The sequence below is a fragment of the Streptomyces sp. AC512_CC834 genome, from assembly GCF_019049325.1.
Taxonomy (GTDB): Bacteria; Actinomycetota; Actinomycetes; order Streptomycetales; family Streptomycetaceae; genus Streptomyces.
Genome location: NZ_JAGMUO010000035.1, coordinates 111,149 through 135,725 on the forward strand (window position 1 = coordinate 111,149; position 24,577 = coordinate 135,725).

At 67.6% G+C, this 24,577-nt stretch carries 24 protein-coding genes, 1 tRNA gene and 1 pseudogene; 12 read left to right on the plus strand and 14 right to left on the minus strand.

What is annotated here, in order from left to right:
• Window positions 1–31: 31 nt before the first annotated feature.
• From rho to KUM40_RS15770, 7 genes are all read right to left on the minus strand, one after another.
• Window positions 32–2,167: a transcription termination factor Rho gene (rho, locus tag KUM40_RS15740; RefSeq protein WP_217166591.1), complete on the minus strand. Its 2,136-nt coding sequence runs from the start codon at window positions 2,165–2,167 to the stop codon at window positions 32–34.
• Between the two features lie 429 nt (window positions 2,168–2,596).
• On the minus strand, window positions 2,597–3,526 hold the full coding sequence (gene thrB, locus KUM40_RS15745) for a homoserine kinase (RefSeq protein ID WP_217166592.1): 930 nt from the start codon (window positions 3,524–3,526) through the stop codon (window positions 2,597–2,599).
• A 340-nt stretch (window positions 3,527–3,866) separates the two neighbouring features.
• Window positions 3,867–4,925 carry a threonine synthase gene (gene thrC / locus KUM40_RS15750; protein ID WP_217166593.1) on the minus strand — a complete coding sequence of 353 codons (1,059 nt, stop codon included), beginning with the start codon at window positions 4,923–4,925 and terminating at the stop codon, window positions 3,867–3,869.
• Between the two features lie 6 nt (window positions 4,926–4,931).
• Window positions 4,932–6,224 carry a homoserine dehydrogenase gene (locus KUM40_RS15755; protein ID WP_217166594.1) on the minus strand — a complete coding sequence of 431 codons (1,293 nt, stop codon included), beginning with the start codon at window positions 6,222–6,224 and terminating at the stop codon, window positions 4,932–4,934.
• Between the two features lie 134 nt (window positions 6,225–6,358).
• Window positions 6,359–7,750 (minus strand): diaminopimelate decarboxylase, encoded by a 1,392-nt coding sequence (gene lysA, locus KUM40_RS15760; RefSeq protein WP_217166595.1) that lies wholly within the window; start codon window positions 7,748–7,750, stop codon window positions 6,359–6,361.
• An 18-nt stretch (window positions 7,751–7,768) separates the two neighbouring features.
• Window positions 7,769–8,881: an ArgS-related anticodon-binding protein NrtL gene (gene nrtL / locus KUM40_RS15765; protein ID WP_217166596.1), complete on the minus strand. Its 1,113-nt coding sequence runs from the start codon at window positions 8,879–8,881 to the stop codon at window positions 7,769–7,771.
• Window positions 8,882–8,976: 95 nt separating this feature from the next.
• A complete protein-coding gene (locus KUM40_RS15770) occupies window positions 8,977–9,462 on the minus strand; it encodes a response regulator (RefSeq protein ID WP_374227385.1) in 486 nt (161 codons plus the stop codon).
• A gap of 188 nt (window positions 9,463–9,650) precedes the next feature.
• Between KUM40_RS15770 and KUM40_RS15775 the strand changes: the two genes are divergently transcribed.
• Window positions 9,651–9,722 (plus strand) — tRNA-Arg (locus KUM40_RS15775).
• A gap of 274 nt (window positions 9,723–9,996) precedes the next feature.
• On the opposite strand, the pseudogene KUM40_RS15780 reads toward KUM40_RS15775, so the two are convergent.
• Window positions 9,997–10,587, minus strand: a pseudogene (locus tag KUM40_RS15780) (tyrosine-type recombinase/integrase); the annotation flags it as partial.
• A gap of 407 nt (window positions 10,588–10,994) precedes the next feature.
• On the opposite strand from KUM40_RS15780, the gene KUM40_RS42135 reads away from it, so the two are divergent.
• The 4 genes from KUM40_RS42135 to KUM40_RS15800 all read left to right on the plus strand — a co-directional run bounded on the left by KUM40_RS42135 (window position 10,995) and on the right by KUM40_RS15800 (window position 14,152).
• On the plus strand, window positions 10,995–11,531 hold the full coding sequence (locus KUM40_RS42135) for an SLATT domain-containing protein (RefSeq protein ID WP_308401157.1): 537 nt from the start codon (window positions 10,995–10,997) through the stop codon (window positions 11,529–11,531).
• Between the two features lie 2 nt (window positions 11,532–11,533).
• Window positions 11,534–12,403 carry a nucleotidyltransferase gene (locus tag KUM40_RS15790; RefSeq protein ID WP_217166599.1) on the plus strand — a complete coding sequence of 290 codons (870 nt, stop codon included), beginning with the start codon at window positions 11,534–11,536 and terminating at the stop codon, window positions 12,401–12,403.
• Between the two features lie 361 nt (window positions 12,404–12,764).
• Window positions 12,765–13,616 (plus strand): hypothetical protein, encoded by an 852-nt coding sequence (locus tag KUM40_RS15795; protein WP_217166600.1) that lies wholly within the window; start codon window positions 12,765–12,767, stop codon window positions 13,614–13,616.
• A complete protein-coding gene (locus KUM40_RS15800; RefSeq protein ID WP_217166601.1) occupies window positions 13,613–14,152 on the plus strand; it encodes a restriction endonuclease in 540 nt (179 codons plus the stop codon). Before KUM40_RS15795 ends, KUM40_RS15800 begins: the two co-directional genes overlap by 4 nt.
• 473 nt (window positions 14,153–14,625) lie before the next feature.
• Here KUM40_RS15800 and KUM40_RS15805 read toward each other — a convergent pair whose 3' ends face one another.
• Genes KUM40_RS15805 through KUM40_RS15815 form a run of 3 tightly spaced genes read right to left on the minus strand, consistent with a single transcriptional unit; the run spans window position 14,626 to window position 15,798 of the window.
• The gene (locus KUM40_RS15805; RefSeq protein WP_217166602.1) at window positions 14,626–14,946 is read right to left on the minus strand and encodes a hypothetical protein; all 321 of its coding nucleotides are present in this window, start codon (window positions 14,944–14,946) and stop codon (window positions 14,626–14,628) included.
• A 4-nt stretch (window positions 14,947–14,950) separates the two neighbouring features.
• A complete protein-coding gene (locus KUM40_RS15810; protein WP_217166603.1) occupies window positions 14,951–15,271 on the minus strand; it encodes a hypothetical protein in 321 nt (106 codons plus the stop codon).
• Entirely contained in the window at window positions 15,271–15,798 is a 528-nt protein-coding gene (locus tag KUM40_RS15815; RefSeq protein WP_217166604.1) for a bifunctional DNA primase/polymerase, read from the minus strand. The genes KUM40_RS15810 and KUM40_RS15815 overlap by 1 nt, the downstream gene beginning before the upstream one ends.
• 414 nt (window positions 15,799–16,212) lie before the next feature.
• Here KUM40_RS15815 and KUM40_RS15820 point away from each other — a divergent pair, with 414 nt between their 5' ends.
• Window positions 16,213–17,457, plus strand: coding sequence for a hypothetical protein (locus KUM40_RS15820; RefSeq protein WP_217166605.1), 1,245 nt, complete (start codon window positions 16,213–16,215; stop codon window positions 17,455–17,457).
• Between the two features lie 48 nt (window positions 17,458–17,505).
• Here KUM40_RS15820 and KUM40_RS15825 read toward each other — a convergent pair whose 3' ends face one another.
• Together KUM40_RS15825 and KUM40_RS41325 are read right to left on the minus strand one after the other, a co-directional pair.
• Entirely contained in the window at window positions 17,506–18,435 is a 930-nt protein-coding gene (locus KUM40_RS15825; RefSeq protein ID WP_217166606.1) for a phosphotransferase family protein, read from the minus strand.
• Window positions 18,436–18,563: 128 nt separating this feature from the next.
• Window positions 18,564–18,899 carry a hypothetical protein gene (locus KUM40_RS41325; protein ID WP_254395156.1) on the minus strand — a complete coding sequence of 112 codons (336 nt, stop codon included), beginning with the start codon at window positions 18,897–18,899 and terminating at the stop codon, window positions 18,564–18,566.
• Between the two features lie 508 nt (window positions 18,900–19,407).
• Here KUM40_RS41325 and KUM40_RS41330 point away from each other — a divergent pair.
• The 6 genes from KUM40_RS41330 to KUM40_RS15855 all read left to right on the plus strand — a co-directional run bounded on the left by KUM40_RS41330 (window position 19,408) and on the right by KUM40_RS15855 (window position 22,254).
• Window positions 19,408–19,623, plus strand: coding sequence for a hypothetical protein (locus KUM40_RS41330; RefSeq protein ID WP_254395157.1), 216 nt, complete (start codon window positions 19,408–19,410; stop codon window positions 19,621–19,623).
• Window positions 19,624–19,641: 18 nt separating this feature from the next.
• Window positions 19,642–20,367, plus strand: coding sequence for a 5-formyltetrahydrofolate cyclo-ligase (locus KUM40_RS15835; protein WP_217166607.1), 726 nt, complete (start codon window positions 19,642–19,644; stop codon window positions 20,365–20,367).
• Window positions 20,368–20,546: 179 nt separating this feature from the next.
• Complete coding sequence (locus KUM40_RS15840; protein WP_217166608.1) at window positions 20,547–20,810, plus strand: CopG family transcriptional regulator; 264 nt, start codon at window positions 20,547–20,549, stop codon at window positions 20,808–20,810.
• Window positions 20,807–21,220, plus strand: a complete 414-nt coding sequence (locus tag KUM40_RS15845) for a type II toxin-antitoxin system VapC family toxin (protein WP_217166609.1) — start codon at window positions 20,807–20,809, stop codon at window positions 21,218–21,220. The genes KUM40_RS15840 and KUM40_RS15845 overlap by 4 nt, the downstream gene beginning before the upstream one ends.
• Before the next feature lie 348 nt (window positions 21,221–21,568).
• A complete protein-coding gene (locus KUM40_RS15850; RefSeq protein ID WP_217166610.1) occupies window positions 21,569–21,934 on the plus strand; it encodes a DUF6247 family protein in 366 nt (121 codons plus the stop codon).
• Window positions 21,931–22,254, plus strand: a complete 324-nt coding sequence (locus tag KUM40_RS15855) for a hypothetical protein (protein WP_308401158.1) — start codon at window positions 21,931–21,933, stop codon at window positions 22,252–22,254. The genes KUM40_RS15850 and KUM40_RS15855 overlap by 4 nt, the downstream gene beginning before the upstream one ends.
• Before the next feature lie 586 nt (window positions 22,255–22,840).
• On the opposite strand, the gene KUM40_RS15860 is transcribed toward KUM40_RS15855, so the two are convergent.
• The gene (locus tag KUM40_RS15860; RefSeq protein ID WP_217166611.1) at window positions 22,841–24,253 is read right to left on the minus strand and encodes an endonuclease domain-containing protein; all 1,413 of its coding nucleotides are present in this window, start codon (window positions 24,251–24,253) and stop codon (window positions 22,841–22,843) included.
• Window positions 24,254–24,577: the final 324 nt, after the last annotated feature.

A 24,577-nucleotide genomic window follows, 5' to 3' on the forward strand; every position in this document is an offset into this window, starting at 1 on the left:
CGAGGGCGGCCCCGGGTGGTGTGCGAAGACGTCAGTCGCCGTTGCCGGGCGTCGGGGTCGTCTTCTGGATCTGCATCAGGAACTCGGCGTTCGACTTGGTCTGCTTCATCTTGTCGAGGAGCAGTTCGATCGCCTGCTGCTGGTCGAGGGCGTGCAGCACCCGGCGCAGCTTCCAGGTGATGGCCAGCTCCTCGCTGCCGAGCAGGATCTCCTCCTTGCGGGTGCCGGACGCGTCGACGTCCACCGCCGGGAAGATGCGCTTGTCGGCGAGCTTCCGGTCGAGCTTCAGCTCGGCGTTGCCGGTGCCCTTGAACTCCTCGAAGATGACCTCGTCCATGCGGGACCCGGTGTCCACCAGGGCGGTGGCGAGGATGGTCAGCGAACCGCCGTCCTCGATGTTGCGGGCCGCACCGAAGAAGCGCTTCGGCGGGTACAGGGCGGTCGAGTCGACACCACCGGACAGGATGCGGCCGGAGGCCGGGGCGGCGAGGTTGTACGCACGACCCAGACGCGTGATCGAGTCGAGCAGCACGACGACGTCGTGACCCAGCTCCACCAGACGCTTGGCGCGCTCGATGGCCAGCTCGGCGACCGTGGTGTGGTCCTCGGCCGGACGGTCGAAGGTCGAGGAGATGACCTCGCCCTTCACCGACCGCTGCATGTCGGTGACCTCTTCCGGACGCTCGTCGACCAGGACGACCATCAGGTGGCACTCGGGGTTGTTGTGCGTGATCGCGTTGGCGATCGCCTGCATGATCATGGTCTTGCCGGTCTTCGGCGGAGCCACGATCAGACCGCGCTGCCCCTTACCGATCGGCGCGACCAGGTCGATGATGCGGGTGGTGAGGACACCGGGGTCCGTCTCCAGGCGGAGGCGGTCCTGCGGGTACAGCGGCGTCAGCTTGTTGAACTCCGGCCGTCCGCGCCCGGATTCGGGTGCCATGCCGTTCTGGGAGTCCAGGCGGACCAGCGCGTTGAACTTCTCGCGGCGCTCGCCGTCCTTGGGCTGGCGCACCGCACCGGTGATGTGGTCGCCCTTGCGCAGGCCGTTCTTGCGGACCTGGGCGAGGGAGACGTACACGTCGTTGGGTCCGGGCAGGTAGCCGGAGGTCCGGATGAACGCGTAGTTGTCGAGGATGTCGAGGATGCCGGCGACCGGGATGAGGACGTCGTCCTCGTTGATCTGCGGCTCCTGGATCTCGTCGCGTCCGCGACGGCCCCGGCGGTCCCGGTAACGGCCGCGACGGCCGCGGCGGCCGCTCCCGTCGTCGTCGTAACCGTCGTCGTGCTGCTGACGGTCCTGGCGTCCGCCGCCCTGCTGCTGACGCTGCTGGCCGCCGCCCTGGTTCTGCTGGTCGTCGCCCTTGTTGCGGCGGTCGCGTCCGCGGTCGCCCCGGTCACCACGGTCACCACGGTCGCCCCGGTCCCGGCGGTCGCGACGACGGCCCTCGCCGCCCTCGCCGTCGGAACGGGCGTCGCCCTGGCCCTGCTGGTTTCCCTGGTTCCCCTGGTTCCCCTGCGACTGCTGCTGGGCCGACGCGTCGGCCTTCGACTCGCCGCCGCGGGTCTCGACGGCCACCGTCTCGGTGGCGGCGGACGGGCTGCCCGCGTCGGCGGTGGCCCGGCGACGACGACGCTCGGAGGGGGCGTCCTCACCGGCGGCGCCGGCCTGCTCGGCCGAGGCGTTGACCTTGGGAGACGGCTGACCGGGGATCTCGATCTGCTGCTGGTCGGCGGCCTTGTCGCCAGCCGCCTTGTCCGCCCTCTTCTCGGCCTTTTCGGCCTTCTCGGCCCTCTCGCTCTTGCCGGCCTTCTCCGCCTTCTCGGCGGATGCCTCGTCGCCCGTACGGGTCCGGGAGGTGCTGCGGCGCTTCGGCTTGGTCTCCCCTGCGCTGTCCGCGGTGGCGGGCGCGGCCTTGGCGGGGGCTCCCCCCGTGGCCTGCGCCTCCTTGATGACCTCGATCAGTTGGCTCTTGCGCATCCGCGCGGTGCCCTTGATGCCGAGGCCGGATGCGACCTGCTGCAACTCGGCCAGCACCATGCCCTCGAGGCCGGTACCGCGGCGCCGCCGGGAGCCGGCACCGCTGGCAGGCGCGGAGGCGTCCGTGGCGGGCGCGGCAGCGGTCTCCTCGACACGTGCGCCCATCAGATCGGTGGTGTCGCTCACGAAGGGTCCTTCCCTGGAGCGGACGTCGGCCTGTCTGGCTCGGCGACCGGTTGTGCTGTCCGGCTTCGGTCCTTGCTGTGTGAACCGTGCCGGGGCGGTGGTCCGCCTGAACGGCGGAAGAGATATCTGGTGATGGCGCTTCCCCCAGCCGTGGCACCCGGTGTCTGTGTCAGGCGGAGTGGTCGCACCGGTTCCGAAGCTCCCCCAGAGGGGGTACCCCCACCAGTGGGCCGCTCAGTGCCCGCGTCGGCCGTACTGATCACGTACGACATCCACTACACAATGCGGCTTGGGGGGCTCCCGGAAGAATGTCTGTCCCGGACGGGGACACGAGGCACCTCGCCATGGTGGGGTCGGGTGCAGACTTGAGGTTAACACTACCGGATCCAACAAACATTCCCCCTCTCGAAATCCGGCAACCGTCCGCGGCTAAATGTCGCCGGAGGCCGCCAGCGGCAGGACGCTCGCGCCCTGCTGGTCCAGGCTGAGCCGGTTGGCCGCCCAGTCCGTTCCGGCCAGCGCCTCGACCTTGTCGGCCGTGTCGGCGTCGGCCAGTGCCATCACCGTGGGTCCGGCGCCCGAGATCACCGCGGGGATGCCGTCGCCACGCAGCCGTTCCACCAGTGCCGTGCTCTCCGGCATGGCCGGCGCGCGGTACTCCTGGTGCAGGCGGTCCTCGGTGGCCGGCAGCAGCAGCTCGGGGCGCCTGGTGAGGGCCTCTACGAGCAGCGCGGCGCGGCCGGCGTTGGTGGCGGCGTCCACGTGCGGGACGCTGCGCGGGAGCAGTCCCCGCGCGGTCTGTGTCAGTACCGGCTTTCCGGGCACGAAAACCACCGGAACGATGGAATCGCAGGGCTCCATCCTGATGGCCCGGGCGGCTCCGGACTCCATCCAGGACAGGGTGAAGCCGCCCAGCAGACAGGCCGCCACATTGTCGGGGTGGCCCTCGATCTCGGTGGCGAGGTCGAGCACCGCGGCGTCGTCGAGACGGGACTCGCCGCCTATGGTCACCGCGCGCGCGGCGACGATGCCGGCGCAGATGGCGGCGGAGGAGGAGCCGAGGCCCCGGCCGTGCGGGATGCGGTTGGCGCAGACGATCTCCAGGCCGCGCGGCTGCCCGCCCAGGAGGTCGAAGGCGGTGCGCAGGGAGTGCACGAGAAGGTGCTTCTCGTCGCGCGGCAGCGTCTCGCTGCCCTCCCCCGCGATGTCGATGTGCAGCCCGGAGTCGGCCACCCGGACGACCACGTCGTCGTACAGACCCAGCGCGAGGCCGAGGGCGTCGAAGCCCGGGCCGAGGTTGGCGCTGGTGGCGGGGACGCGCACCCTGACGGCGGCGGCGCGGAACGCTGGACCGGCCATCTCTCGATGACTCTCCTTGAGCTGCGTGACTGTACGAATGACGTTGATGACGTTCGATGACGTACGGAACCCTGGGACTCGCCGCTGCCTGCCCAACGACCAGCCGCTGCCGACCGCGCTGTGCGGCCGCCCTTCGACCGCGGAGACGGCGCGGCACCGCGGCATATGCGGCAGGCGGGTTCGGTACAGCTTATCGAAGGATGCTTCTGTGGCGACATAGGGCGCACAGGAGGCGCACGATGCGTGTCGTAAGCCCCCTGTGCACCCCCTATAAATGACTTTCCCGGCTGCGCGTCGCTTACGCCCCCATACGCTGGGCACATAAGTGCTGCGAGGCCGCTCAGATCAGGCCGAGCCGCTCGGCCGCAGTCGCCGCGTCGACCGGGACGGTGACCGGCTGCGGGGCGCCGGCGACGGCCCAGTCCGGGTCCTTGAGACCGTTGCCGGTGACGGTGCACACGATGCGCTGCCCCGGGTCCACCCTGCCCTGCTCGGCGGCCTTCAGCAGACCGGCCACCGATGCGGCGGACGCGGGCTCCACGAAGACGCCCTCCTGGGAGGCCAACAGCCGGTAGGCGCGCAGAATCTCACGGTCCGTCACCTCGTCGATGGCGCCGCCCGACTCGTCCCGTGCGGCGAGCGCGAAGTCCCACGAGGCGGGGTTGCCGATCCGGATGGCGGTGGCGATGGTCGACGGGTCCTTGACGACCTCGCCGCGCACGATCGGGGCGCTGCCGGAGGCCTGGAACCCCCACATGCGCGGCGTCCTCGTGGCGACCTTGTCGGCGGCGTACTCCTTGTAACCCTTCCAGTACGCGGTGATGTTGCCCGCGTTGCCGACCGGCAGGACGTGGATGTCGGGCGCGTCACCGAGCATGTCCACGATCTCGAAGGCGGCCGTCTTCTGCCCCTCGATACGCGCCGGGTTGACCGAATTGACCAGCGCCACCGGGTAGTTGTCGCTGAGCGCGCGGGCCAGCGTGAGGCAGTCGTCGAAGTTGCCGTCGACCTGGAGGATCTTCGCGCCGTGCACGAGGGCCTGGCCCATCTTGCCGAGCGCGATCTTGCCCTGCGGCACGAGCACGGCGGACACCATGCCCGCGCGTACGCCGTAAGCGGCGGCGGAGGCGGAGGTGTTGCCGGTGGACGCGCAGATGACGGCCTGCGCGCCCTCCTCCTTGGCCTTGCTGATGGCCATGGTCATGCCGCGGTCCTTGAAGGACCCCGTCGGGTTCGCCCCCTCGACCTTGAGGTGGACCTCGCAGCCCGTGCGCTCGGAGAGCACCTGCGCGGGCACGAGCGGCGTGCCGCCCTCGCGGAGCGTCACGACGGGCGTGCTGTCGGAGACGGGCAGCCGGTCCCGGTACTCCTCGATGATTCCGCGCCATTGGTGGGTCATTGCTGGTTACTCTCCTTCAACCCGCATGATGCTGGCGACACCCCGCACGGTGTCGAGCTTGCGCAGCGCCTCGACGGTACCGCCGAGGGCGGCGTCGGACGCGCGGTGGGTGACGACGACGAGGGAGGCCTCGCCGTCCTTGCCGGACTGCCGCACGGTGTCGATGGAGACACCGTGCTCCGCGAACACGGTCGCGACCTGGGCGAGCACGCCCGGTTTGTCGGCCACGTCGAGGCTGATGTGGTACCGCGTGACGACCTCGCCCATCGGCGAGACGGGCAGTGCGGCGTACGCGGACTCACCGGGTCCGGTCGCCCCGCCCAGCCGGTTGCGGCAGACGGCCACCAGGTCGCCGAGCACGGCGGAGGCGGTCGGCGGACCGCCGGCGCCGGGCCCGTAGAACATGAGCTGCCCGGCCGCCTCGGACTCGACGAAGACGGCGTTGTAGGCCTCGCGCACATTGGCCAGCGGATGGCTGAGCGGAATCATCGCGGGATGCACACGCGCGGTGACCGATCCCCCCTCCGCCGCCCGCTCACAGATGGCGAGGAGCTTGATGGTGCAGCCCATCTCCCTGGCGGAGGCGAAGTCGGCGGCGGTGACCTCGGTCATGCCCTCGCGGTAGACGTCGTCGAGACGCACGCGCGTGTGGAAGGCGATCCCGGCGAGGATGGCGGCCTTGGCGGCGGCGTCGAAGCCCTCGACGTCGGCGGTCGGGTCGGCCTCCGCGTATCCGAGGGCGGTGGCCTCGTCGAGCGCCTCCTGGTACCCGGCCCCCGTCGTGTCCATCGCGTCGAGGATGAAGTTGGTCGTCCCGTTGACGATGCCGAGCACCCGGTCGACCTTGTCGCCGGCGAGGGACTCGCGCAGCGGCCGGATCAGCGGGATGGCACCGGCGACGGCGGCCTCGTAGTACAGGTCCTTGTCGTGCTCGTCGGCGGCGGCGTGCAGGGCGGCGCCGTCCTGGGCGAGGAGGGCCTTGTTGGCGGAGACGACGGAGGCGCCGTGCTCGAAGGCGGTGGTGATGAGTGTGCGGGCCGGCTCGATCCCCCCGATCACCTCCACCACGACGTCAATGTCCCCGCGCTTGACGAGGGCGGTGGCGTCGGTGGTGACGAGGGCGGGATCGATCCCTTCCCGCACCTTGTCGGGCCGCCGTACGGCCACGCCCGCGAGCTCCACCGGGGCCCCGATCCGGGCGGCGAGGTCGGCGGCGTGCGTCGTCATGATGCGCGCCACCTCTGAGCCGACTACCCCACAGCCCAGCAGCGCCACCTTCAGCGGACGCGTACGCATCATCCGACCTCGTTTCCTCATACCGTCTACGGTTGGACCAGTCTCACGCACCGGACGGGATTTTCTGCCTTTCGTCCGGATCGTGAGACATCTATTTCATTTTCAGAGGGGTGCAGGACGAGAGATCTTGCACTCCGTCACCCCACGTCGAGGCGCAGCAGGTCCTCCTCGGTCTCGCGCCGGACGACGACCCGCGCCGCACCGTCCCGCACGGAGACCACCGGCGGCCGCAGCACGTGGTTGTAGTTGCTGGCCATGGAACGGCAGTACGCCCCGGTCGCGGGTACGGCAATGAGGTCACCGGGTGCCAGGTCGCCCGGCAGGAAGGCGTCCTTGACCACGATGTCCCCGCTCTCGCAGTGCTTGCCGACCACGCGCACCAGCATCGGTTCGGCGTCGGAGGTGCGGGAGACGAGGGCGACGCTGTACTCGGCGTCGTACAGCGCGGTCCGGATGTTGTCCGACATGCCGCCGTCCACGGAGACGTACGTCCGCAGCCCGTCGAGGGGCTTGACGGTGCCGACCTCGTACAGCGTGAAGGCGGTGGGGCCGACGATGGCCCGCCCGGGCTCGACGGAGATACGAGGCGTCCGCAGCCGGGCGCCCTCGCACTCCCGCGTGACGATCTCGGTCAGCGCCTTGGCGATCTCGTGCGGTTCGCGGGGGTCGTCGTCGCTGGTGTAGGCGATCCCGAGCCCGCCGCCGAGGTCGATCTCGGGCAGCTCGACCCCGTGCTCGTCGCGGATGTCCTTGAGCAGCCCCACGACCCGGTGCGCGGCGACTTCGAAGCCCGACATGTCGAAGATCTGCGACCCGATGTGGGAGTGGATCCCGATGACCTCGAGCCCGTCGAGCTGCAGGGCCCGCCGCACGGCTTCGGCGGCCTGCCCGTCGGCGAGCGGAATCCCGAACTTCTGGTCCTCGTGCGCGGTGGCGATGAACTCGTGCGTGTGCGCCTCGACCCCGACGGTGATCCGGATCTGCACCCGCTGCCGCTTGCCCAGCGACTGGGCGATGTGCGCGACCCGCACGATCTCCTGGAACGAATCGAGCACGATCCGCCCGACCCCGGCGCGGACGGCGCGCTCGATCTCCTGGGGCGACTTGTTGTTCCCGTGGAAGGCGATGCGCTCGGCGGGCATCCCGGCGGAGAGGGCGGTGGCCAGCTCTCCCCCGGAACACACATCCAGGTTCAGCCCCTCCTCGTCCAGCCACCGCACGACGGCCCGCGACAGGAAGGCCTTGCCCGCGTAGAAGACGTCGGCGTCGGCCCCGAAGGCGGTGCGCCAGGCCCGCGCCCGGTCCCGGAAGTCGGCCTCGTCGAGGATGTACGCGGGCGTCCCGTACTCCTCGGCGAGCTGCGTGACGGCGATCCCGCCGACGGTGACGACCCCGTCCGCGTCCCGCCCGACGGTGTGGGCCCACACCTTGGGATCGAGGGCGTTCAGGTCGGCCGCCGGAGCGGCGTAGTGCCCCTCGGGCAGGACATCGGCGTGGCGGGGCCCGGCGGGGTGTGCGGAACGGCTCATGGCGTCTTCTGTGCTCTCTCAGAGGTGGTCGGGTGCGTCGATACCGAGGAGGGACAGGCCGCCGGCCAGCACCGCCCCGACGGCTTCGGCGAGAGCCAGCCGGGCTCGGTGGGCGGCCGAGGGTTTCTCCCCACCGCGCGGCAGCACGGTGAGCAGGAAGGGCAGCGCGGCATCGGCGACGGCGACGAGGTGCCGGGCGAGCCGGTCGGGGGCGCGGTGGTCCGCGGCGGCGGCGAGGACACGGGGGTGGTCGGCGAGGCCGGCGAGAAGGCCCTGCTCGGCACCGGTACCGGTACGTGCGCCTGCGCCGTTACTGGTGCCGGTACTGGCACTGGCACTGGTGCAAGTACTGGCGCTGGTGCTGGTCCCCGGGTCGGCGGCGAATCCGAGATCGGCGGCGTTGTGGGAGAGGGCGCGGGTGCGGGCGTGGGCGTACCGGACGCGGAAGAGCGGGTTGCTCTCGCGCTGGACGAGGTGCTCCTCGCCGATCCGGGGCCGGTCGTGGGCGGCGGGGTGGAGCAGGGCCCAGCGGCCTGCGTCATGGCCGAGGGGCAGGGGGTCGGCCGGGGCGGGCACGGGCCGGACGTTGACGGGCAGCTCGGCGGGCGCGGGGCCGACGGCGTCGACCCGCACGCCGAGGACGGTGGTCCACGCGGGGTCGAAGGCCTCTGCGGTGACCCGCACCAGGGCTCCCTGGGAGCGCAGGACGCGGGCGGCGGCCTCGGCGACGACCACGGCACGGAGGTCGTGGGGGCAGTGCAGTTGCACGATGCGACCGTCGGCCCGGTCGGCGTACCCGTACCGGTCCCCGCACCCCAGTACCTCGGCGACGAGCCCACCGTAGGCGGCCCGATCGAGGCTGATGTTGAGAAACCCGGGCCCGGTGAGGACGACGTCGGCGATGCCGCCGGCACCGACGAGATGGGGCCGCAGGACCTCGGCCACCCGACGCGACGTCTGTCCGGCCGGCCGGGCGAGCTGAAGGGCGATGTTGGTGGCGTAGTCGCCGCACCCCCCGGGCCCCGGCGGCGTGACCACGGCCCGCGTCGGCACGGCCACACTCAGCTCCCCCGCGTCGACGGCGCGACGCACCGCGTGCAGCACGGTACGGGAGAGCTCTACGGGGGTCACGGGTCAAGCGTATGGGAGGAGGGGGGTGGGTATGCGAACCGGTTTGTGGACGATCCCGGGATGTGGACGGGAACACCGCGGAGCCTGCCCGACGCTCACGCCTGCGCGGTCGACTCGTTCTCCCCCGCGCGACCGAGAACCCTCGGCAGGGAGACCCCGGAAGCCGGGCCGGACGCGGCAGCGGAGGCCGCCCCGACCCCGCGGACCTTCCGCTCGACCAACTGCCGTACGAGACCGATGAGCTCGGCGGGCTCGAACGGCTTGGAGAGGAAGGCATCGGCCCCCGCGGCGAACCCCGCGTCGACCTCGTACGGCGTACAAGCACTGACGATCGCGATCGGCAGACCCCGGGTACGCGAATCGGCACGCAGCCGGGCGGCGGTCCTGAGCCCGTCGAGCCGAGGCATGACCACGTCCAGCGTGACGACGTCGGGCCGCACCTGATGGACGACATCCAGACACTCGACACCATCGCCCGCGGTCACGACCTCGAAGCCCTCCAGCTCGAGATTGACCCTGATCAACTGCCGGATGACCTTGTTGTCGTCCACAACAAGAACCCGGCCGGACGCCCTAGGCACAACTCGAGAGTAGGTCGGGACCGGCCACCGCGTCCGGGTTTTCCCCACTTCCACCCCGTGCGGGGGACAACGCTCCTCGGCCACCCCCGGGACAGGCGGCACGACCCGCGAAAACCCGTTCCTGACCACCCCGGGCAAGCTGGTAGTGTTCTACCCGTCGCCGCGAGCAACATCACCGCGACGGACACGCCCCCGTAGCTCAGGGGATAGAGCAACGGCCTCCGGAGCCGTGTGCGCAGGTTCGAATCCTGCCGGGGGCACTTCGCAGGAAGTGCCCAAGACCCCGCCATCAGCGAGTTCGCTGAGAACGGGGTCTTCGCGTATGTGCAGGCGGGTGCGGTCGGAAGCAGCCGTTTGTCAGTGATCACGTTGTAATGGCGTGTTGATCTTGGAGTGCTTCGCAGCAGGTCAGCGTGTGTGCCGCAGGCTCTCGGAATGGCTCCGCGGACAGGCGGAAACCCCGGATCTCTCCGGGGTTTCCGTGGGTTGATTGTGTCGCGCGTCGACTCCAGGCGTCCCTAGGCGTCGTCCTCCCCCGAGCCCTTGCATGATCCGGTCGTTCATCTCCTGCTCCTGGCCGTCGATGCACTTGGCGTAGATCTTCAGGAGGACGTCCACCGAGTGGCCCGCGCGAGCGGCGACCTCCGGTGCCGGCACTCCCGAGTTGAGCCACTGGGAGACGCCCGCGTGACGGAGGTCGTACGGCCGGAAGGCCATGACCGAGGACACCTGATGCGGGACGAGCGCCAGTTCACGGGCTTGCTTCCAGGCTCGCGAGTACGACGAGGCCGCGATCACGTTGCCCCGCTCGCTGGAGAACAGCCGTCCGTCCTCCGCGGTACCGAACTCCTTCAGGTGGTCGCGGAGCAGCCGCACGAGCGGCGGCGGAATCGGCACGATGCGTACCTCACCCTGGGACCGCTGCTTCAGCCCGCGTCGATCGTGCGCCTCGCCCGAGTCGGTCCAAGCCTTACCGGCCGTGGGCCGTGTCTCCGCCAGTTCGATGCGGCCCCAGCCTTTCGCCGGCAGCGTGCAGTCGGAGCGGCGAAGGCCGAGCGCCTCGCCCGGCCGCATGGCCGCGTAGTACAGGCACCCGAACAAGGCGGCCCGCCTACGGCGAGCCGCGTGCGACCCGTCCCCCGGCCGGGCCTGCGCTCCTGTCTACGCCCTGCTCCAGCCCGGCCGGCGCCCGTATCGCGAGCACAGCGATCAGCCACCTGAGAAGAGGTACGTCGTGGCTGGGGCGGTCGGCTCCGCGATTTTAGGCAGCCACTTTGGCGCGAGCCTCGAAGATCATGGCCCCAACGTCGTGCTTTACCGGGCAGGTCCACAGACTGCCCGACGCGCCTAAAGCTTGCGGGGCCATGATCACTCGCGCCAAAGCAGCTCCAGCCCAAAATCGCTCCGCCTCCCTCGAATGTGACCAACCAGCTCTTAAGGGATTAGACACCACAAAAGCCTACTTCTTCGCCATTCACTTGACTTTGACACACTGCTTCCTTTGGGGATCAAAGGCAAGATACTGTCTCCCGGTGACAGAAGAGGGCGCGCAAGAGGCGGAGCGCAGAAAAGCGATCGAGACAGAGCTAAAGCGACTCGAAGAGAGCGCTATGTATAGCTCGCAAATGCAGTTTGAGCAAACGAAACAATGGAGGGGGGTAAACCTTCTTCTGGGACTACCCGCGAGCCTACTTGCCGCCATTGCAGGGACTGCCGCACTAGTAAACACAGGAGGACGAATAGTTGCGGGAGTAGTAGCGCTTACCTCCGCAGGATTCGGTGCCACTCTTACCACGGTCAACGCATCACACCGAATGAATCAGGCGACTGCCGCTGCGAATGCATATTTAGAAATCCAGACAGCAGCACGCCAAGCGCGAACGATAGACCTGCCGTACCTATCGATTGAGGAAGCGAGAAACCTCCTTGCGGAGCTGACCGCACGTCGCGACGAGCAAAATAAGACTGCCGAGCCACCCAATAGGAGATCCTACAAAAAAGCTCAAAAAAACATCAATTCTGGCGGCCAAGCCTACGCTATTGATGAAACGAGATCACCCGAGGAGTAACTATGACACTGTCTGTCGCTCAAGGATTCTCCATTTTTCTGGACAGACTTATCCCTCTCCAATCCCAGCGAACGGCGACAGCTAGGCATCGAGCAAGCGTCGAAACATCGCTGCGAAATGCACTGTCAGTAAATCTCTTCCGAGAAACTGGCTCATTTACACACGGAACAGGCGTGCGCAACCATGCAGACGTGGACCTACTGGTCAGTCTCAAGGGAGCTAGGCCGGGTAGTTCGGACACGGCACTTTCCTGGGTCCGTAGCGCGCTGGCGGCCAGCTTCCCGACCACAGTAGTCCGAACTAGTCGTCCAGCCATCGTTATCGAATTCGCCAACGGGGATGAGACGTGGGAGGTGATTCCTGGATTCATTACGAATCGCGGCCCCTCAGATGTGTCCGTTTACGACATTCCGGGACCGTCAACAGGATGGATTGACTCAGCCCCCACAGCGCACTTGAAGTATGTGACAGAGGTGAACGCAGAGCCCAAAATTTCAGGAGGCGCAAAGAAGCTAGCCCGCCTCGCAAAGGCCTGGAAGTACTACAATAACGTCCCGATCTCCTCTTTCTATTTGGAGATGAGGGCCGCTAAGTACCTATCTGGAGATTCCCTATTTGACCCCATGATGGATATCTGTCTATACCTAGAACATCTGAAAAAAATCGGACTCACTTCAATGCAAGATCCCAAAGGAGCTTCCGGCAAGTTCTATGCCTGCTCCACCACCGCCAAGGCCGAAGATGCCCTGTCAAAGCTTTCCACAGCTGCGACAAGAGCCAGGAAGGCATTAAATGCCACCGACTCTGGGGACGCCGGTACCGCATTCCGTAACCTAGATTTGCTGTTCGGTGGACATTTTCCCGCTCGCTGAATGCGGTTGCAGAGTAACGCTAGCTTGAGGCACCGATTACACAAGCATGCAGGCTGTATGCCTCGCAGCCATTGGCAGCTGCTCAGCTGGATCTTCCGTTCCGGGTGCTTCAGTCGGGAGCACGTGTTCCACGCAGGCCTCCGGCCTAGCGGCCGACGACTCACGCCGTCCCGATGTGTGCTGAGGTGCTCCTGGCCAGCCTATCTGCAGTGAGAGATGAAGACGCCGGTTCCCTAGTACGCACCGTCAGCGATGCTCTGATCCCCACTGCAGGTTCGAAGTGGAGGCGGCCAGAGCTGCGACCCAGTACTGTGCCGCTGTGAGATGTCTACTGTCTTCAAGTGAGTACGCCTCGGACGCAGTGCCTGAAGCCCTCGCCGTCGCAGGGATTGAGTTTGTACGCAGTAAGGACCTCCGTGCGGATTGGCTTACGGAGGATGTCGCCGACATCGACTTCCTATGTGCAGTGCTAGATGGAACAGGGCGAGACGAGCCGCCAGCCATCTATCTTGAGATCGGTGTCGCACTTGGCCGCGAGCTACCTGTCTTGATCATCGCTGAACCGAACAGGCGAATTCCACTCGCTATCGCAGGACTTCAGAAGGTCGAGGTAGATCTAAGACACACTGAAGCCATCGCGTACCACCTTCACAGTTTTACTTCCGCGCTCGACTCTCGTAGGCCATTCAAACGGGAATTTAGTCGCGCACTGAAACCTGCGAAGGGAACGTCAGAACGATTTCGGGCCCAACTAGAAGCCCTTTCTCTCGAACCCAATAACTGGGGAACAAACCTTAGTGGATTGGGTTACGAATATGAGCGTATCGTCTACAACGTTCTCTCATCTGCGGGCGCCGAATCCTCATCTTCGCGCACAGACGAGGGATTCGATCTAGCGGCCTGGATCGATCGCGCTAGCGAGATCTTGGGTGGGCCCATCCTGATTCAGTGCAAGATCGCCGCCAAAATTGACAGGAAAGCTCTCGCAATGGCGGCCGAAAAATTTGCACGCACGCTTGGATCCCGTTCGGTGAAATTTGGGATCATCATCTATCACGGCCTGGATAATCCACGGTACAAAGCCCATTTCCATACCTCCTATCCCGTGTGGGCTCTCTCTGCTTCCGAATTGATCGACATGATGGAGCAGGGCTCACTAAGTGACGCGATCATCACGTTTCGGAACGAGTTGATGCATCGGCAGGGATCATGAATGACCTTCAGCTTGTGACACTCATGGGTCTGCTCGATACTGCCGAGGATATGGCCAACACAACAGCGGCGCGCGGTCGGTCTTATGAGGATGCCCTCGATCACGCCATGAGCCGTATATCCGGCTGTCAAGTGCAGCGCAATAGCCTGAACGAGTTCAAGTCTGAAGAGGTTGATCTCTCTGTGAGTAACTACAGGGAGATGGACGGCCTACGGATGCTGCCAGAGATTTTCTTGGTGGAATGCAAGAATTGGAGCAAACCGGTTGATTCCATGGCTGTGGCCTTCTTTGCCAGCAAGATCCGACATCGCGGGTGCAGTCTCGGGGTTCTGGTAGCGGCTCGAGGCGTGACTGGAGATCCCGTCGAGCGGACCGCTGCGCTCCACCAGGCCGGTCAATCGCTGGCCGAAGGAATCAAGATTCTGCTGATTACCACCAAGGACCTCAGGGAGCTACAAACCATCTCCGATCTAGTCAGCCTGCTGCATCGCAGGTTTCTCGACCTACATGCCGCAGGAACGATGACTCTTGCCTGATCGGTAGTTTCGTGGCTGTTTTAAGTGACGCCAGGAGTCGACGCAACCTGCGTAGCCGCCCCAAAAACTCGAGTGGACAAGGTCTTCACTTGCCCTTGGCGGGAGCGGGGTGTGGTGCGCGGCCGGCTCTTACTTAGCCATAGGCATTGACAAGGCGCTCCAACGTACATCGCGTTCGCCGACTTGTACGCCCCTTGACCCGCACCACAACCGCACCAGATCGAGCGGGGAACAACGGGGTCACACGGTGAAATCAGCCGGGCCCGACGAGGGCTGATGTCTCCCACGGTCTGCCGTTCGTCCGGGCTGCGGCGCTGAGGCGCCGGTCCCGGCCGAGCGGCAGGCCGACCAAGTGTGTCGGAATAGCGACGGGCCCCATACGGCACCACTCGCAGAAGGTTGCCGTATGGGGCCCAGCACAGTTGACCGCGGGAGCACGCTCAGACCACGGTCAACTGTGTTCAGGGAGCGGATCAGGCCGCAGGTGTTTCCCGGCGAGTGGTCGGTGTCGTTCCGGCCACCACGCCATGCAGCTCTGCTTGCAGTCCTGCCGCGATCAGGCCCGCGAGCAGTTCGGCCGCTTCAGGCCGGACGGTCCCGAGGTGCACCAGTCCGTCACCGGCGACGTTCACGTCCGCCACCAGGCCGGGGAAGTCGGAGTCCAGCCCAAGTAGCACAAGCTGATCGGCCAGGGCGCCGGCACCTCGCCGGGCTGTGTTCCAACCGCGGACGTAGGGCACGTCAGGAGCTAAGTTCTCCGCTCGTTTGGCCACCACTCCTCGCCGATCGGTCATCGTGTCAGTTCCTTCCCTCGGGTTCTTGGACGGTGGTTGGGGCACGGCCGATGTCGGTGCGGTCTCTGCCGAATCCGCTCGCCAGCGCCAGGCGGAGGAGTTCTGCGAGGCGTTCGGCCGTCTCGGGCGACACCCGACCCAGCTCGACGAGGCCATGTCCGAAGGCGTTCAACTCGGCGCGCAGGTAGGGGAAGTCCTTCTCCAGGCCCGCCCGGACGAGGGTGTCTCGCAACGCGGTGGTCGCGTTGCGGGCCACGTACCAGCCGTCGCTGTCGAGGGGCGACCACGCGGCAGCGTCTCGGCCGCCGGTCGGCTCGTTCGGCATCAGCGGTCTGTCTCCTCGGGAAGGGCAGCGACAGCCTCGTACGGGGTGGGGTACATCTCGTCGAAGCGATCGATCCTGGCGAGGAGTTCTCCGGACGCGACCAGCGCGGTTGCGAGGGCAACCGGGCGTAGGGGGTTTGCCTCCGGTCGGCGCGTGGGGGCGCAGAGCCACTGGTAGCGGTCGTCGGACAGAGGAGTGGGGCCGGGTACGACGACCGCGCTGCCGTCGCCGAGGTAGCGGAACGGCGGTGGAGACGACGTTTCCCGTCCGAGGTAGAACGTGAAGGTCTCGCGGCTGTCCGAGCCGAGGAAGAAGCCGACCCGTTGGGCCTTGCGATCGGCGACCGATGGCCCGAAAGGCATTCCGCTGCGCTGGAGACGGTCGAACATCTCCAGCCCGAGACGCTCTTCCACGCTCAGCACGTCGAAGAGGCGGCCGGTCGGCACCAGACTGGGCCTGCGGGGATCGTCCGCCCAGATCTCCCGGCGCAGGGCCGGGTCGTCCGTGGCTTCGGACAGCCATTCCATGCCGCGCCTGGTCATCCTTTGCACGTCGTCTCACCCTCAGTCGGAGTACCTTGCGGCCCGATGCCGCCGTGCCTCCAGACTCATGGCCCGGTACGTGGCCTGGGCAGATGACGAGGGGTGACGGGGGATGACACCTCCACACACGTCACGTCATCCCCCGTCAGGTCGGCAGGTGCAAACGATCTCCGATTACTGTCTGCAAGATGCGATCACCAGCGCGTACATTCGGTCGGACAGGTCGAGTTGCCACGCCGGCGCATGCGCACGGGAGTGAAGGGTCACGTCTCCATGAAGCCGACCAGTGCCCGCTTACGAGAGGCTCGCACCAGTCGGGGCTGGAGCCAGCCGCGGCTGGTCAGGGAACTGCGTCGAGTAGCCGGGCAACGTGGGCATCAGTTGCCATCGGACACCAGCGTGAAGCGCCGCATTGCCAGTTGGGAGAACGGCCACAGCTCGCCGGACGACTTCTATGGTCCCCTGCTCTGCGATGTCTTCGCGGTGGGTGCGGCGGAGCTGGGTCTGAGTGTCGGGGAAACGAAGGACGCTCCTGTACTCGACGCTGCGTATCCCGCCAGCCCGGACGACGCCATTCAGACGGTCAGCCAACTGTGGCGTGCGGATCTCAACCGGTACGATCCTCTGATCTCGGCGGAGCCGTCCGAGCCGGCGTGGAACGAGGCTTCCTTGCGGTGGCTGGTCGCGCCGGAGCCGGGCATCCCTCGCCCACGCACCGAGGGAACACGCGTCGGTCTTCGTGACGTGACCGCCGTCAAGACCACAGCCGACATGTTCGCGCAGCTCGACGACCAGTTCGGCGGAGACCACGCGCGGCACTCGGTAATCCAGTACCTCAGCAACGACGTGGCGCCACTGCTGCGCGGCCGGTATACCGAGCAGGTAGGCCGAGCCCTCTTCTCCACCGTCGCGGAAGCCACCCTGCTGGCTGGTTGGATGTCGTACGACGCCTGTCACCATGGGCTCGCCCAGCGGTACTTTCTCCAGGCACTCCGACTCGCCCAGGACGCCAACGACCGCCGGTTAGCGGGCAGCATCCTGTCAGCGATGAGTCATCAGGCAACGTTCCTGGGGCGGTACACCCAGGCCGCCACTCTCGCCCGTGCGGCGCTCATGGGCATTTCCGCCGTGGCCACGCCGACGTTGCGGGCTCAGTTCCATGCGATGGAAGCCCGCGCCCTCGCCCGTACCGGCGACGTCGCCGCCTGCGAGGCTTCGCTAAACGCTGCGACCAGGGCCCTTGAGAGCCGGAACAGCGGAGACGAGCCGGAATGGATCAGCTACTTCGACGCGGCAGAGCTTGCCGCGGAGGCCGCCCACTGCTTCCGTGACGTCAACAGGGCTTGCCATGCGGTAACCCATGCCGAAAACGCGATGAGCGGCAGCCACGTGCGAAGCGACTTCTTCGCCACCATGGTCCTCGCCGACGCCCACCTACGAGCCGGGGACGTCGAAGAGGCGTGCCGCGTGGCCCTCGATGCGCTTGACTTGGGGGAGCAGCTCAAGTCGGCCCGGTGCGTCAGTTATCTCGCCGAGTTCGGGCAGAACCTCTCCCGGGTGGAAGGCACAGCCACCCGGGATTTCCACCAGGTAGCAGCGGAGCACCGGCTGTGGCAGGCGACGGGCAGGGTGGCCAGCGCCTGAAGAGACACTGGACAGCAGGCAGGCAGTCACCCGGACCGGCAACGCCCCTCAGAAGGGCCGCCAGTCCTTCCGGCTTCCGCCCGTCCGCAGAGCGCGCAGACGCCGGCCGAACTCATCCGCGGAGCGCTCGCTGGTAGCTACCTGGTGGCCGAGCCACGCCACCATCATCAGCTCTCGCAGGTCGGCCAGGGTCTCGTAGCCAGGCCAGTTCATCAAGTCGAAGCCGTACCGGTGGACGAACTCCGCGTACTCCGCTTTCGAGTGCCAGCCGTAGCGGTCGTAGTAGAGCGCCGTCAGGATCAGGTCCCACTCGCGTGGGGCGAGTGTGAGGCCGTCCAGGTCGATGAAGACCGCGTGGCCGTCCCGGTGGCGGAGGACGTTCCCGACGTTGGCGTCTCCGTGGATCATCCCGAAGGGGAGAACGAAGTCCAGGCGGTCGTAATCCTTGGCGAGACCAGCCGCTCGCGCCTCCAGGAACTCGCGGTCATCCCCCGCGATGCCGTCCAGCCCGTCGAGGGACGCCGTCAGCTTGGCCAGCGGATCGAAGTACGGCAGGCGGAGGGACTCCGGCTCTTCGAGCCAGTGGAAGCGGCGCAGCAGGTCGGCCAGTTCGCCGACGGTGGCGTACTCCTCGTTCTCCTGGACGCTCTCCCAGAAGGTCACCACTCGGCCGCTGACGACTAGCGGCTGAGCAACACGCGCCGGCACGCGCGTGGCCTGGAAGTTCTCCGTCTCCAGCCAGCGTGCCACCTTCACCGCCCGGTCCATCTCGGCGCGAACCGACGGATCACGTGCGATACGCACGATGACGGGGGACGAGAGCAGGCGGTACACCGCGTTCGACCCCAGGCGCAGCAACTCGGCTCCATTGGAGTCGAGTCCGGCCGACGAGCAGGCCTCTCGAAGGACGGGGGCCAGTGTCTCCGCGGTGAACTCCGCGCTGTTGCCGCCCGCTCCCCCGCTGCTGCCCGAGATCATGCTTCGACGATACGGCCCGGACCCACCGCCTGACAGGTCGCCCGCGTAATAAGGACGTGATGATCTTGCTCAGGCTGCAGCCAAAAGGAGGCTCCGCCGCAGGTCAGGGCACGGGGCGCCGCTCGTACTCACCTGGCCTCCGGAGCCGTGTGCGCAGGTTCGAATCCTGCCGGGGGCACACTGTGCAAGTGTGCCAAGACCTCACCACCAGCAGAGATGCTGACGGTGAGGTCTTTTGTTGTGCGCAGGCGGATGCCGCCGGGGGCAGCCGTTTGCCAGTGGACCGCGTTGACCTTCCTGCCGTCGCCGCACTTCGGGCGCTCTTCGACGACTGCGCCGCCCGTTACGACCGTCTCCCGTCGGCCGGTCTCATCGCAGAAGCAGCGGCCCAGCTCAGCCGTATTGGCCAGCTTGCCGCCGGTTCCGCCCGCGGGCGCGCCCAAAGGGAACTGCACGCGCTGCACGCCGACGCATGCACTCTCATGGGGCAGTTGGTCTGGGACGCCTCACAGCGCCGTGACCACACCACCGCCAAGACGTACTACGAGCAAAGCGCCGACCTCGCCCGCCACCTGCGGGACGCCACTCTCGAAGCACACGCGCTCCTGCGCACCTGCTACGTCGCGCTGTACGGCGCACAGGACGCGCAGGCCGGGCTCGCCCTTGCCGAGCAAGCAGCCGAAACAGCCGCGCGCACAAGCCCTGCTCTCTCCGGCCTGGCGCTCCTGCACGTGGCCGAGGCACACGCCATGCTGTGGTCGGCCTCGGACTGCGAACGCGCGCTCTCCAGCGCAGAACGCCGACTCGACCACGCGCACAGCGGCGACGCTGCCGCCGACCTGGTATCGCCCACCCAGTTCGGTCGCCTCGCAGGCAACCTGCTACCTCTCGCTCGGAGATCACCAGCGCGCCGAATGCCTGCTGGCCAGCACGGCAGAGAAGTTACGGGACAGACGAAAGTCACGCGCGATCGTGCTGGGGAACCTTACGCTCGCCCGTATCCGTCAACGGGACGTCGAGGCCGGGGTGGCCAGCCTCACCGAAGCCATCGCCGAACTCGAAACCACACGTGGAGGCGGCGGCCTGAATCATGTCTTCGGAGCCGCCCGCGAACTGCGCCCCTGGAGACAGGAACCGATCGTCGCAGAGGTCCACGACAGACTGCTGGCCCTGATGACGGCAGCGTAGGAGAGAGAAGGAGACACGGTGGCAGCCAATCCCCTGGACCGCGCCAAGCAGGCGGTACGCACGCGGGTCTGGGACGCCCTGACCACCGCCGACGCCGTCCACGACCCTTCCGTTCACGGTCGCATCCCCAACTTCAAGGGCGCCGAGGGAGCCGCGGCCCGCCTCACGAAGCTTCCGGTCTGGCAGCGGGCGGGTGTCGTCAAGTCCGTGCCGGACAAGGCCCAACTACCGGTCCGGGCAGCGGCCCTGGTGGCGGGCAAGGTCGTGTACATGGCGGTGCCGAAGCTGGCCACCACCAAGCCCTTCTACCTCCTCGATCCGACTGCCCTCACCATCCCGCCCACGGAGGCCGCAGCCAGCCGCACCGCCGCCATGATCGCCCCCACGGTCGAAGTCGACGCCCTGCGACCACTGGACCTGATCATTCTCGGCAGCGTCGCCGTCAACCGCGACGGCGCCCGCATCGGCAAAGGCGCCGGCTACTCCGACATCGAGTTCGCCCTCCTCACCGAGGCCGGCTTGGTGACACCGAAGACTGTCGTGGTCACGACCGTCCACGAGCTCCAGGTGACCGACACCCCGATCCCCACCACCGAGCACGATGTAGGTGTCGACTTGATCGTGACCCCCGACAAGACCATCACCTGCCCGAACCCCCATCGCCCGAGAGGGGTCGACTGGTCGGCCCTCACGGCGGAAAAGATCGCTGCGATCCCGGCACTCGCGGCGCGACAGCGCGTCTGACGCCGACGCCGACAACAACATCCCGGACGCCTTTATCAACAAGCCCGGCGGCAACAACGCCACCTGGAGTCCCGTCGTGCGCCCAAACCCAGATCCGAACTCGCCTCGGACCAGCACCGCGGCGGCTGTCTCTGCCAGCTCCATCCAACCTAGGGAGGATGAGAGGTAGGATAGGTAGCATGAGTGAGCCTACCGGCAAGTACTCGATCACTATGCCGCGCGACATCGCCGAAGCCGCCAAGGCCCGCGGCGGCCCATCCGGACTGTCCGCCTACGTTGCCGCAGCCGTCGCCCGCCAAATCGAGCGGGACAACCTCAACGAACTCATCACGGTGGCGGAGGCCGAACACGGCCCTGTCACCGACGAAGAGATCCATGCTCTGCGCGACCAGCTTCACCAGGCCCGAGAGCAACAGAACCCAGGCGGGGCGAACGCCGCGTGACCCCTTCCCCCGCCGCCCCCGGCGGCACCCTGGTCCTCGACAGCGAAGGACTGGCCAAGGCCGTCCTGCGCGACCGCACGGTCACCGGCTGGCTCGCCCTCGCCCGCGCCGACGACCTACGGGTGATCACTTCCGCAGCCACCCTCGTGGAAGTGATCCATCCGCGGATCAATCGCCCAGCCCTGGAATGGACCCTGTCCCGCCTCGTCATCGAACCGGTCACCGAGCCCGTCGCCCGTCACGCCACCGCCCTCCTCGCCGACGCCGGCCTGCACGGCCACAAGTACGCCATCGACGCCATGCTCGGCGCCACTGCCCTCGCCGCACCTCGCCCCGTCACACTCCTCACCTCCGACCCGGAGGACCTCAACGCGCTGTGCGGCGGAGGCGCCACGATCATCAAGATCTGATGCCGTCCACGGACTGTCTGTCGCTGCTGACGCCTCCGCTCTCACCCGCAGCCGCTCATCGGGGTCTGTACGGTGGCCCGTCTTACGTGCCCAAAGCGTGTCCTTCGGGGCGGTGAACAACGGTCAGAACCGGTACTCAGAGGCAGTCGCGACTAAGGTCGGACGGACAGAAACCCGCAGGTCGAGACCATGCGAGGCGCACATGCATTACCTCGACTCCTCCCGGTCGCCAGCACCCCACCAGCACATATGTCAACAGTGGTTTGAGCAGATGGTCCGTCGGCACCAGTCGCACGAGGACCGGCACGAGGCGGCCTGACCCACCCTCCACACCAAGGAGCCCGAACCATGCCCGCCCACGCACTCCACTTCGATGGGCACGAGGGGGAACCCCTGCGGTTGCCACCCATGCCCGAACGCACGCCTCGAGCACTTCGGTTGGTGATTCAGGAACACACTCCGCGCCTCCTCCCGGACTTTGAGGCTCACTGGAAGCGCGTCATCGGGGACGCCTTCAACATCACCCCCGTGCCGGCCTTCATGCGCCTGTGGTGGACGCAGTACGTCATCGCGCGGAATCCCGTCCTCGACTCTCACCTTCGCGACCTCGAAGCCCGCGCCGCCGAGTCCGAGGACCCCGAGGAGTCCATCCGGCTTCTGGAGGAGTACAGCCACCTCCGGCACGAAGCCGCCGAGAGGAAGCCCGGCGAGTGATCGACGAACCACTCCGGCCGCCTTGGCAGATGGAGTGGACGAAGCAGGCGCAGCACGACTTCCAGAACATGCTGGCCGAAGGCAGTGACCTGGTCATGAGTGCCCGTGCGGAACTGGTCACCGCCGAGGACCCGTACTTCCGGGGAATCGACGCCGATGCCTCGCTCCCGCACTGGATGACCGTCCGACCGCCGGCCTCCACGAGCCCCGGTGGCCCCCACATCGTGGACCTGTCCGGCGGACGCGGCTGGCTCATCTACACCTTCATGCGCCGCGACGCCGACCCACAGATCGTCGTCACCGAAGCCTTCTGGGCCTGACGTCTACGGCCACCACCTACGGGCCGGGGACGTCGAAGTGGCGTGCCGGGCGGCCCTGGATACGGCAGAGCACCGGCTGTGGCAGGCGGCAGACAGAGTGTCCAGCGTCTGAAGATGCGTTGGACAGTGGGCAGGCAATCACCCGGACAACGGACTACGCCTTGCACGTCCGGCAGTGCCTGAGCCCTTGTGCTTCCGCGTCCTCCCGGGGCATCTGCTCAATCCCTCCGAACGTCTCCGGCTTGCCGTTCAGAGCAGGGCAGGAAGTGTCGGTGTGGTACGCGTTGCGATGGATACCGATCCGTACGTGCACTTCGTTCATGGCAGATCCGTCCTGCTTGCGTGAGTTCATGTCACCGTCGATGCGGTCGACTTCTTCAACGAGCCTGAGTGTCCACAGCAACGACCCTCAGAAGGGCCGCCAGTCCTCAGGTCGAAGCCGTCCGGATCGATGACGACCGCGGGGCCGTCCCGGTGGCGGACGACGATCCCGATGTCGGCGTCTTGGTGAGTCATCCCGAAGGTAAGGTGCGCGTCGGAAGCCGCGTCCCGAGGGAGTTGCCCGCCCCGATGTGCGGCGCACGCCTCAGAACAGTGCCTGGCCCTCGGCGGCGGTGTCCGCGACGACGGGACGGGGCTGGGCGGGGAGGCCGTCCAGGCGGTCGGGACCGGCCGCGGCGGCCACGGCGGGGGCCGTCTCGGCCAGCCAGTCGCGGAACCGCTCGGCGGCGTCACGGTAGGGGAACCGTGCCAGGACACTGTGCTCGCCGGAGGGACAGAAGTCGACCGTGACGGTGAGCAGACAGGACCGGGGCGTGTTCTGGCTGCCCGTCCAGGACACGCGCAGAGCGCCGCAGGGTTCCCGCCCGCGCGGGGTCCGGTGGGTCGGGCGCAGTGACCGGCAGGCTGTGAAGGCGGTCCACGCGGCGAGGTGCGGCAGCGGCAGGACGGTGCGCGCGCGACAGCCGGTGCAGCGGTGCCAGTGGCGGAGCCAATCGTCGGCGTCGGTGCGGAAGAGGCGGATGTAGCGGGTCGTGACGCGGACGTCGTCGGCGTACAGATGGTCGGGCCGTTCCCGCGTGTTGCAGGACTGGCAGACGGGGGCGCGGACGTAGCCGTGCTCGTGGCAGTGGTCGAGGACCGCGGCGGGCGCACGGCGGCAGACGGCACACATCCACCCGGCCACCTTTCCGGCGATGCCGGGCTCTCTGCTGAGCACCGAGTACAGCCGGCCTTCGAGCTCCTTGCCGTACGGGCGGGGCGAAGCGCCGGAGTCCTCGGGGAGCGGTGACACTACCGGCTCTTCGGAACCCAGTGGCGCGGCAGCGCCCCCAGAGCGCGGCGTCCGTCGGCCGTCGGCGCCCCCGGTCCGTCGGGGACCTGAGGGAGACGGAGACTCGGTCGTGACCACGCCCCCGCCCATGCCCGTCCCACGGGACCCCTCGGCTCGCAGCCACAGCGCCTCGGCGTGCTCGGCCGCGTCGAGCAGCCTCACCACGGCGCGCGGCAGCCACCACGTCCGGGTCCCGGCACGGTCCCGCTCCACCAGCACCCGACGCCAGTCGATCCCCGCCAGATGGCGCGGCCGACCGGCCGCGGGCCGGGCCGCGCGCCCGGGGCCGACCGGCTCCCGCTGCTCGTCCGAGACGCACTGCCGCCAGCGCATCCGTGTCTCCTCGTCGCGCCCCGGCCCCCGCGCCGCGCGGAACGGACCGACACGGACCAGGTCCCGCCGGTCCATCCGCACCGTGTTCAACTCCGCGGCCGCCCCGCGCACCTCGGTCTCCGGAACACGCCACTGGCCACCGTCCACCTCGACCGTCGCCACGACACGGCCGCCGAGCAGGACGTACCCCGTCGGGGCACGGGCGGGCCGGCGGGTGAACGCCCCGGAAGCCGTCGGCACGGCGCCGTCGGCCGTCAGACCGGCCCACAGCGCGTCCGCGGCCTCCAGAGTGATCAGACCTCCCGCACGGCCGGGCACGACACGCTCCGTCATACCGACAGGCTAACGGCGCCGGTGCGCCGACGGGTTCGAGCGCCCGGACCGGACCTCCTGGTCGCAGTCGGGGAGAGGCCCGCGTCGGGGACGGCGCGCCCGCTCGCTGCTCTTCGTCGCGGCCACGCGGGCCGGCGACGAACTGGTGATCACGTGGAGCGGGAAGTCCGGCCGCATCCTCCCGGACCACGCCGTAACGAACGCCGGTCACGCCACGGATCTTCTCGTGGACCACGGACCGCCATCGGGATCCGCAGCTGCATAGCAAGTGGTCCGGGGCTCATGATTGGACGGTTTGTCCCGGCGACACGCCGCCGAAGTGGC

Bases quoted from the DNA above. Each gene is read 5' to 3' on its own strand.
- thrB (WP_217166592.1), bottom strand. From the start codon at position 3,526: ATGGCCGGTCCAGCGTTCCGCGCCGCCGCCGTCAGGGTGCGCGTCCCC.
- thrC (WP_217166593.1), bottom strand. From the start codon at position 4,925: ATGACCCACCAATGGCGCGGAATCATCGAGGAGTACCGGGACCGGCTG.
- KUM40_RS15755 (WP_217166594.1), bottom strand. From the start codon at position 6,224: ATGATGCGTACGCGTCCGCTGAAGGTGGCGCTGCTGGGCTGTGGGGTA.
- lysA (WP_217166595.1), bottom strand. From the start codon at position 7,750: ATGAGCCGTTCCGCACACCCCGCCGGGCCCCGCCACGCCGATGTCCTG.
- KUM40_RS15790 (WP_217166599.1), top strand. From the start codon at position 11,534: ATGACACTGTCTGTCGCTCAAGGATTCTCCATTTTTCTGGACAGACTT.
- KUM40_RS15800 (WP_217166601.1), top strand. From the start codon at position 13,613: ATGAATGACCTTCAGCTTGTGACACTCATGGGTCTGCTCGATACTGCC.
- KUM40_RS15805 (WP_217166602.1), bottom strand. From the start codon at position 14,946: ATGACCGATCGGCGAGGAGTGGTGGCCAAACGAGCGGAGAACTTAGCT.
- KUM40_RS15810 (WP_217166603.1), bottom strand. From the start codon at position 15,271: ATGCCGAACGAGCCGACCGGCGGCCGAGACGCTGCCGCGTGGTCGCCC.
- KUM40_RS15815 (WP_217166604.1), bottom strand. From the start codon at position 15,798: ATGGAATGGCTGTCCGAAGCCACGGACGACCCGGCCCTGCGCCGGGAG.
- KUM40_RS15825 (WP_217166606.1), bottom strand. From the start codon at position 18,435: ATGATCTCGGGCAGCAGCGGGGGAGCGGGCGGCAACAGCGCGGAGTTC.
- KUM40_RS15840 (WP_217166608.1), top strand. From the start codon at position 20,547: ATGAGTGAGCCTACCGGCAAGTACTCGATCACTATGCCGCGCGACATC.
- KUM40_RS15850 (WP_217166610.1), top strand. From the start codon at position 21,569: ATGCCCGCCCACGCACTCCACTTCGATGGGCACGAGGGGGAACCCCTG.
- KUM40_RS15860 (WP_217166611.1), bottom strand. From the start codon at position 24,253: ATGACGGAGCGTGTCGTGCCCGGCCGTGCGGGAGGTCTGATCACTCTG.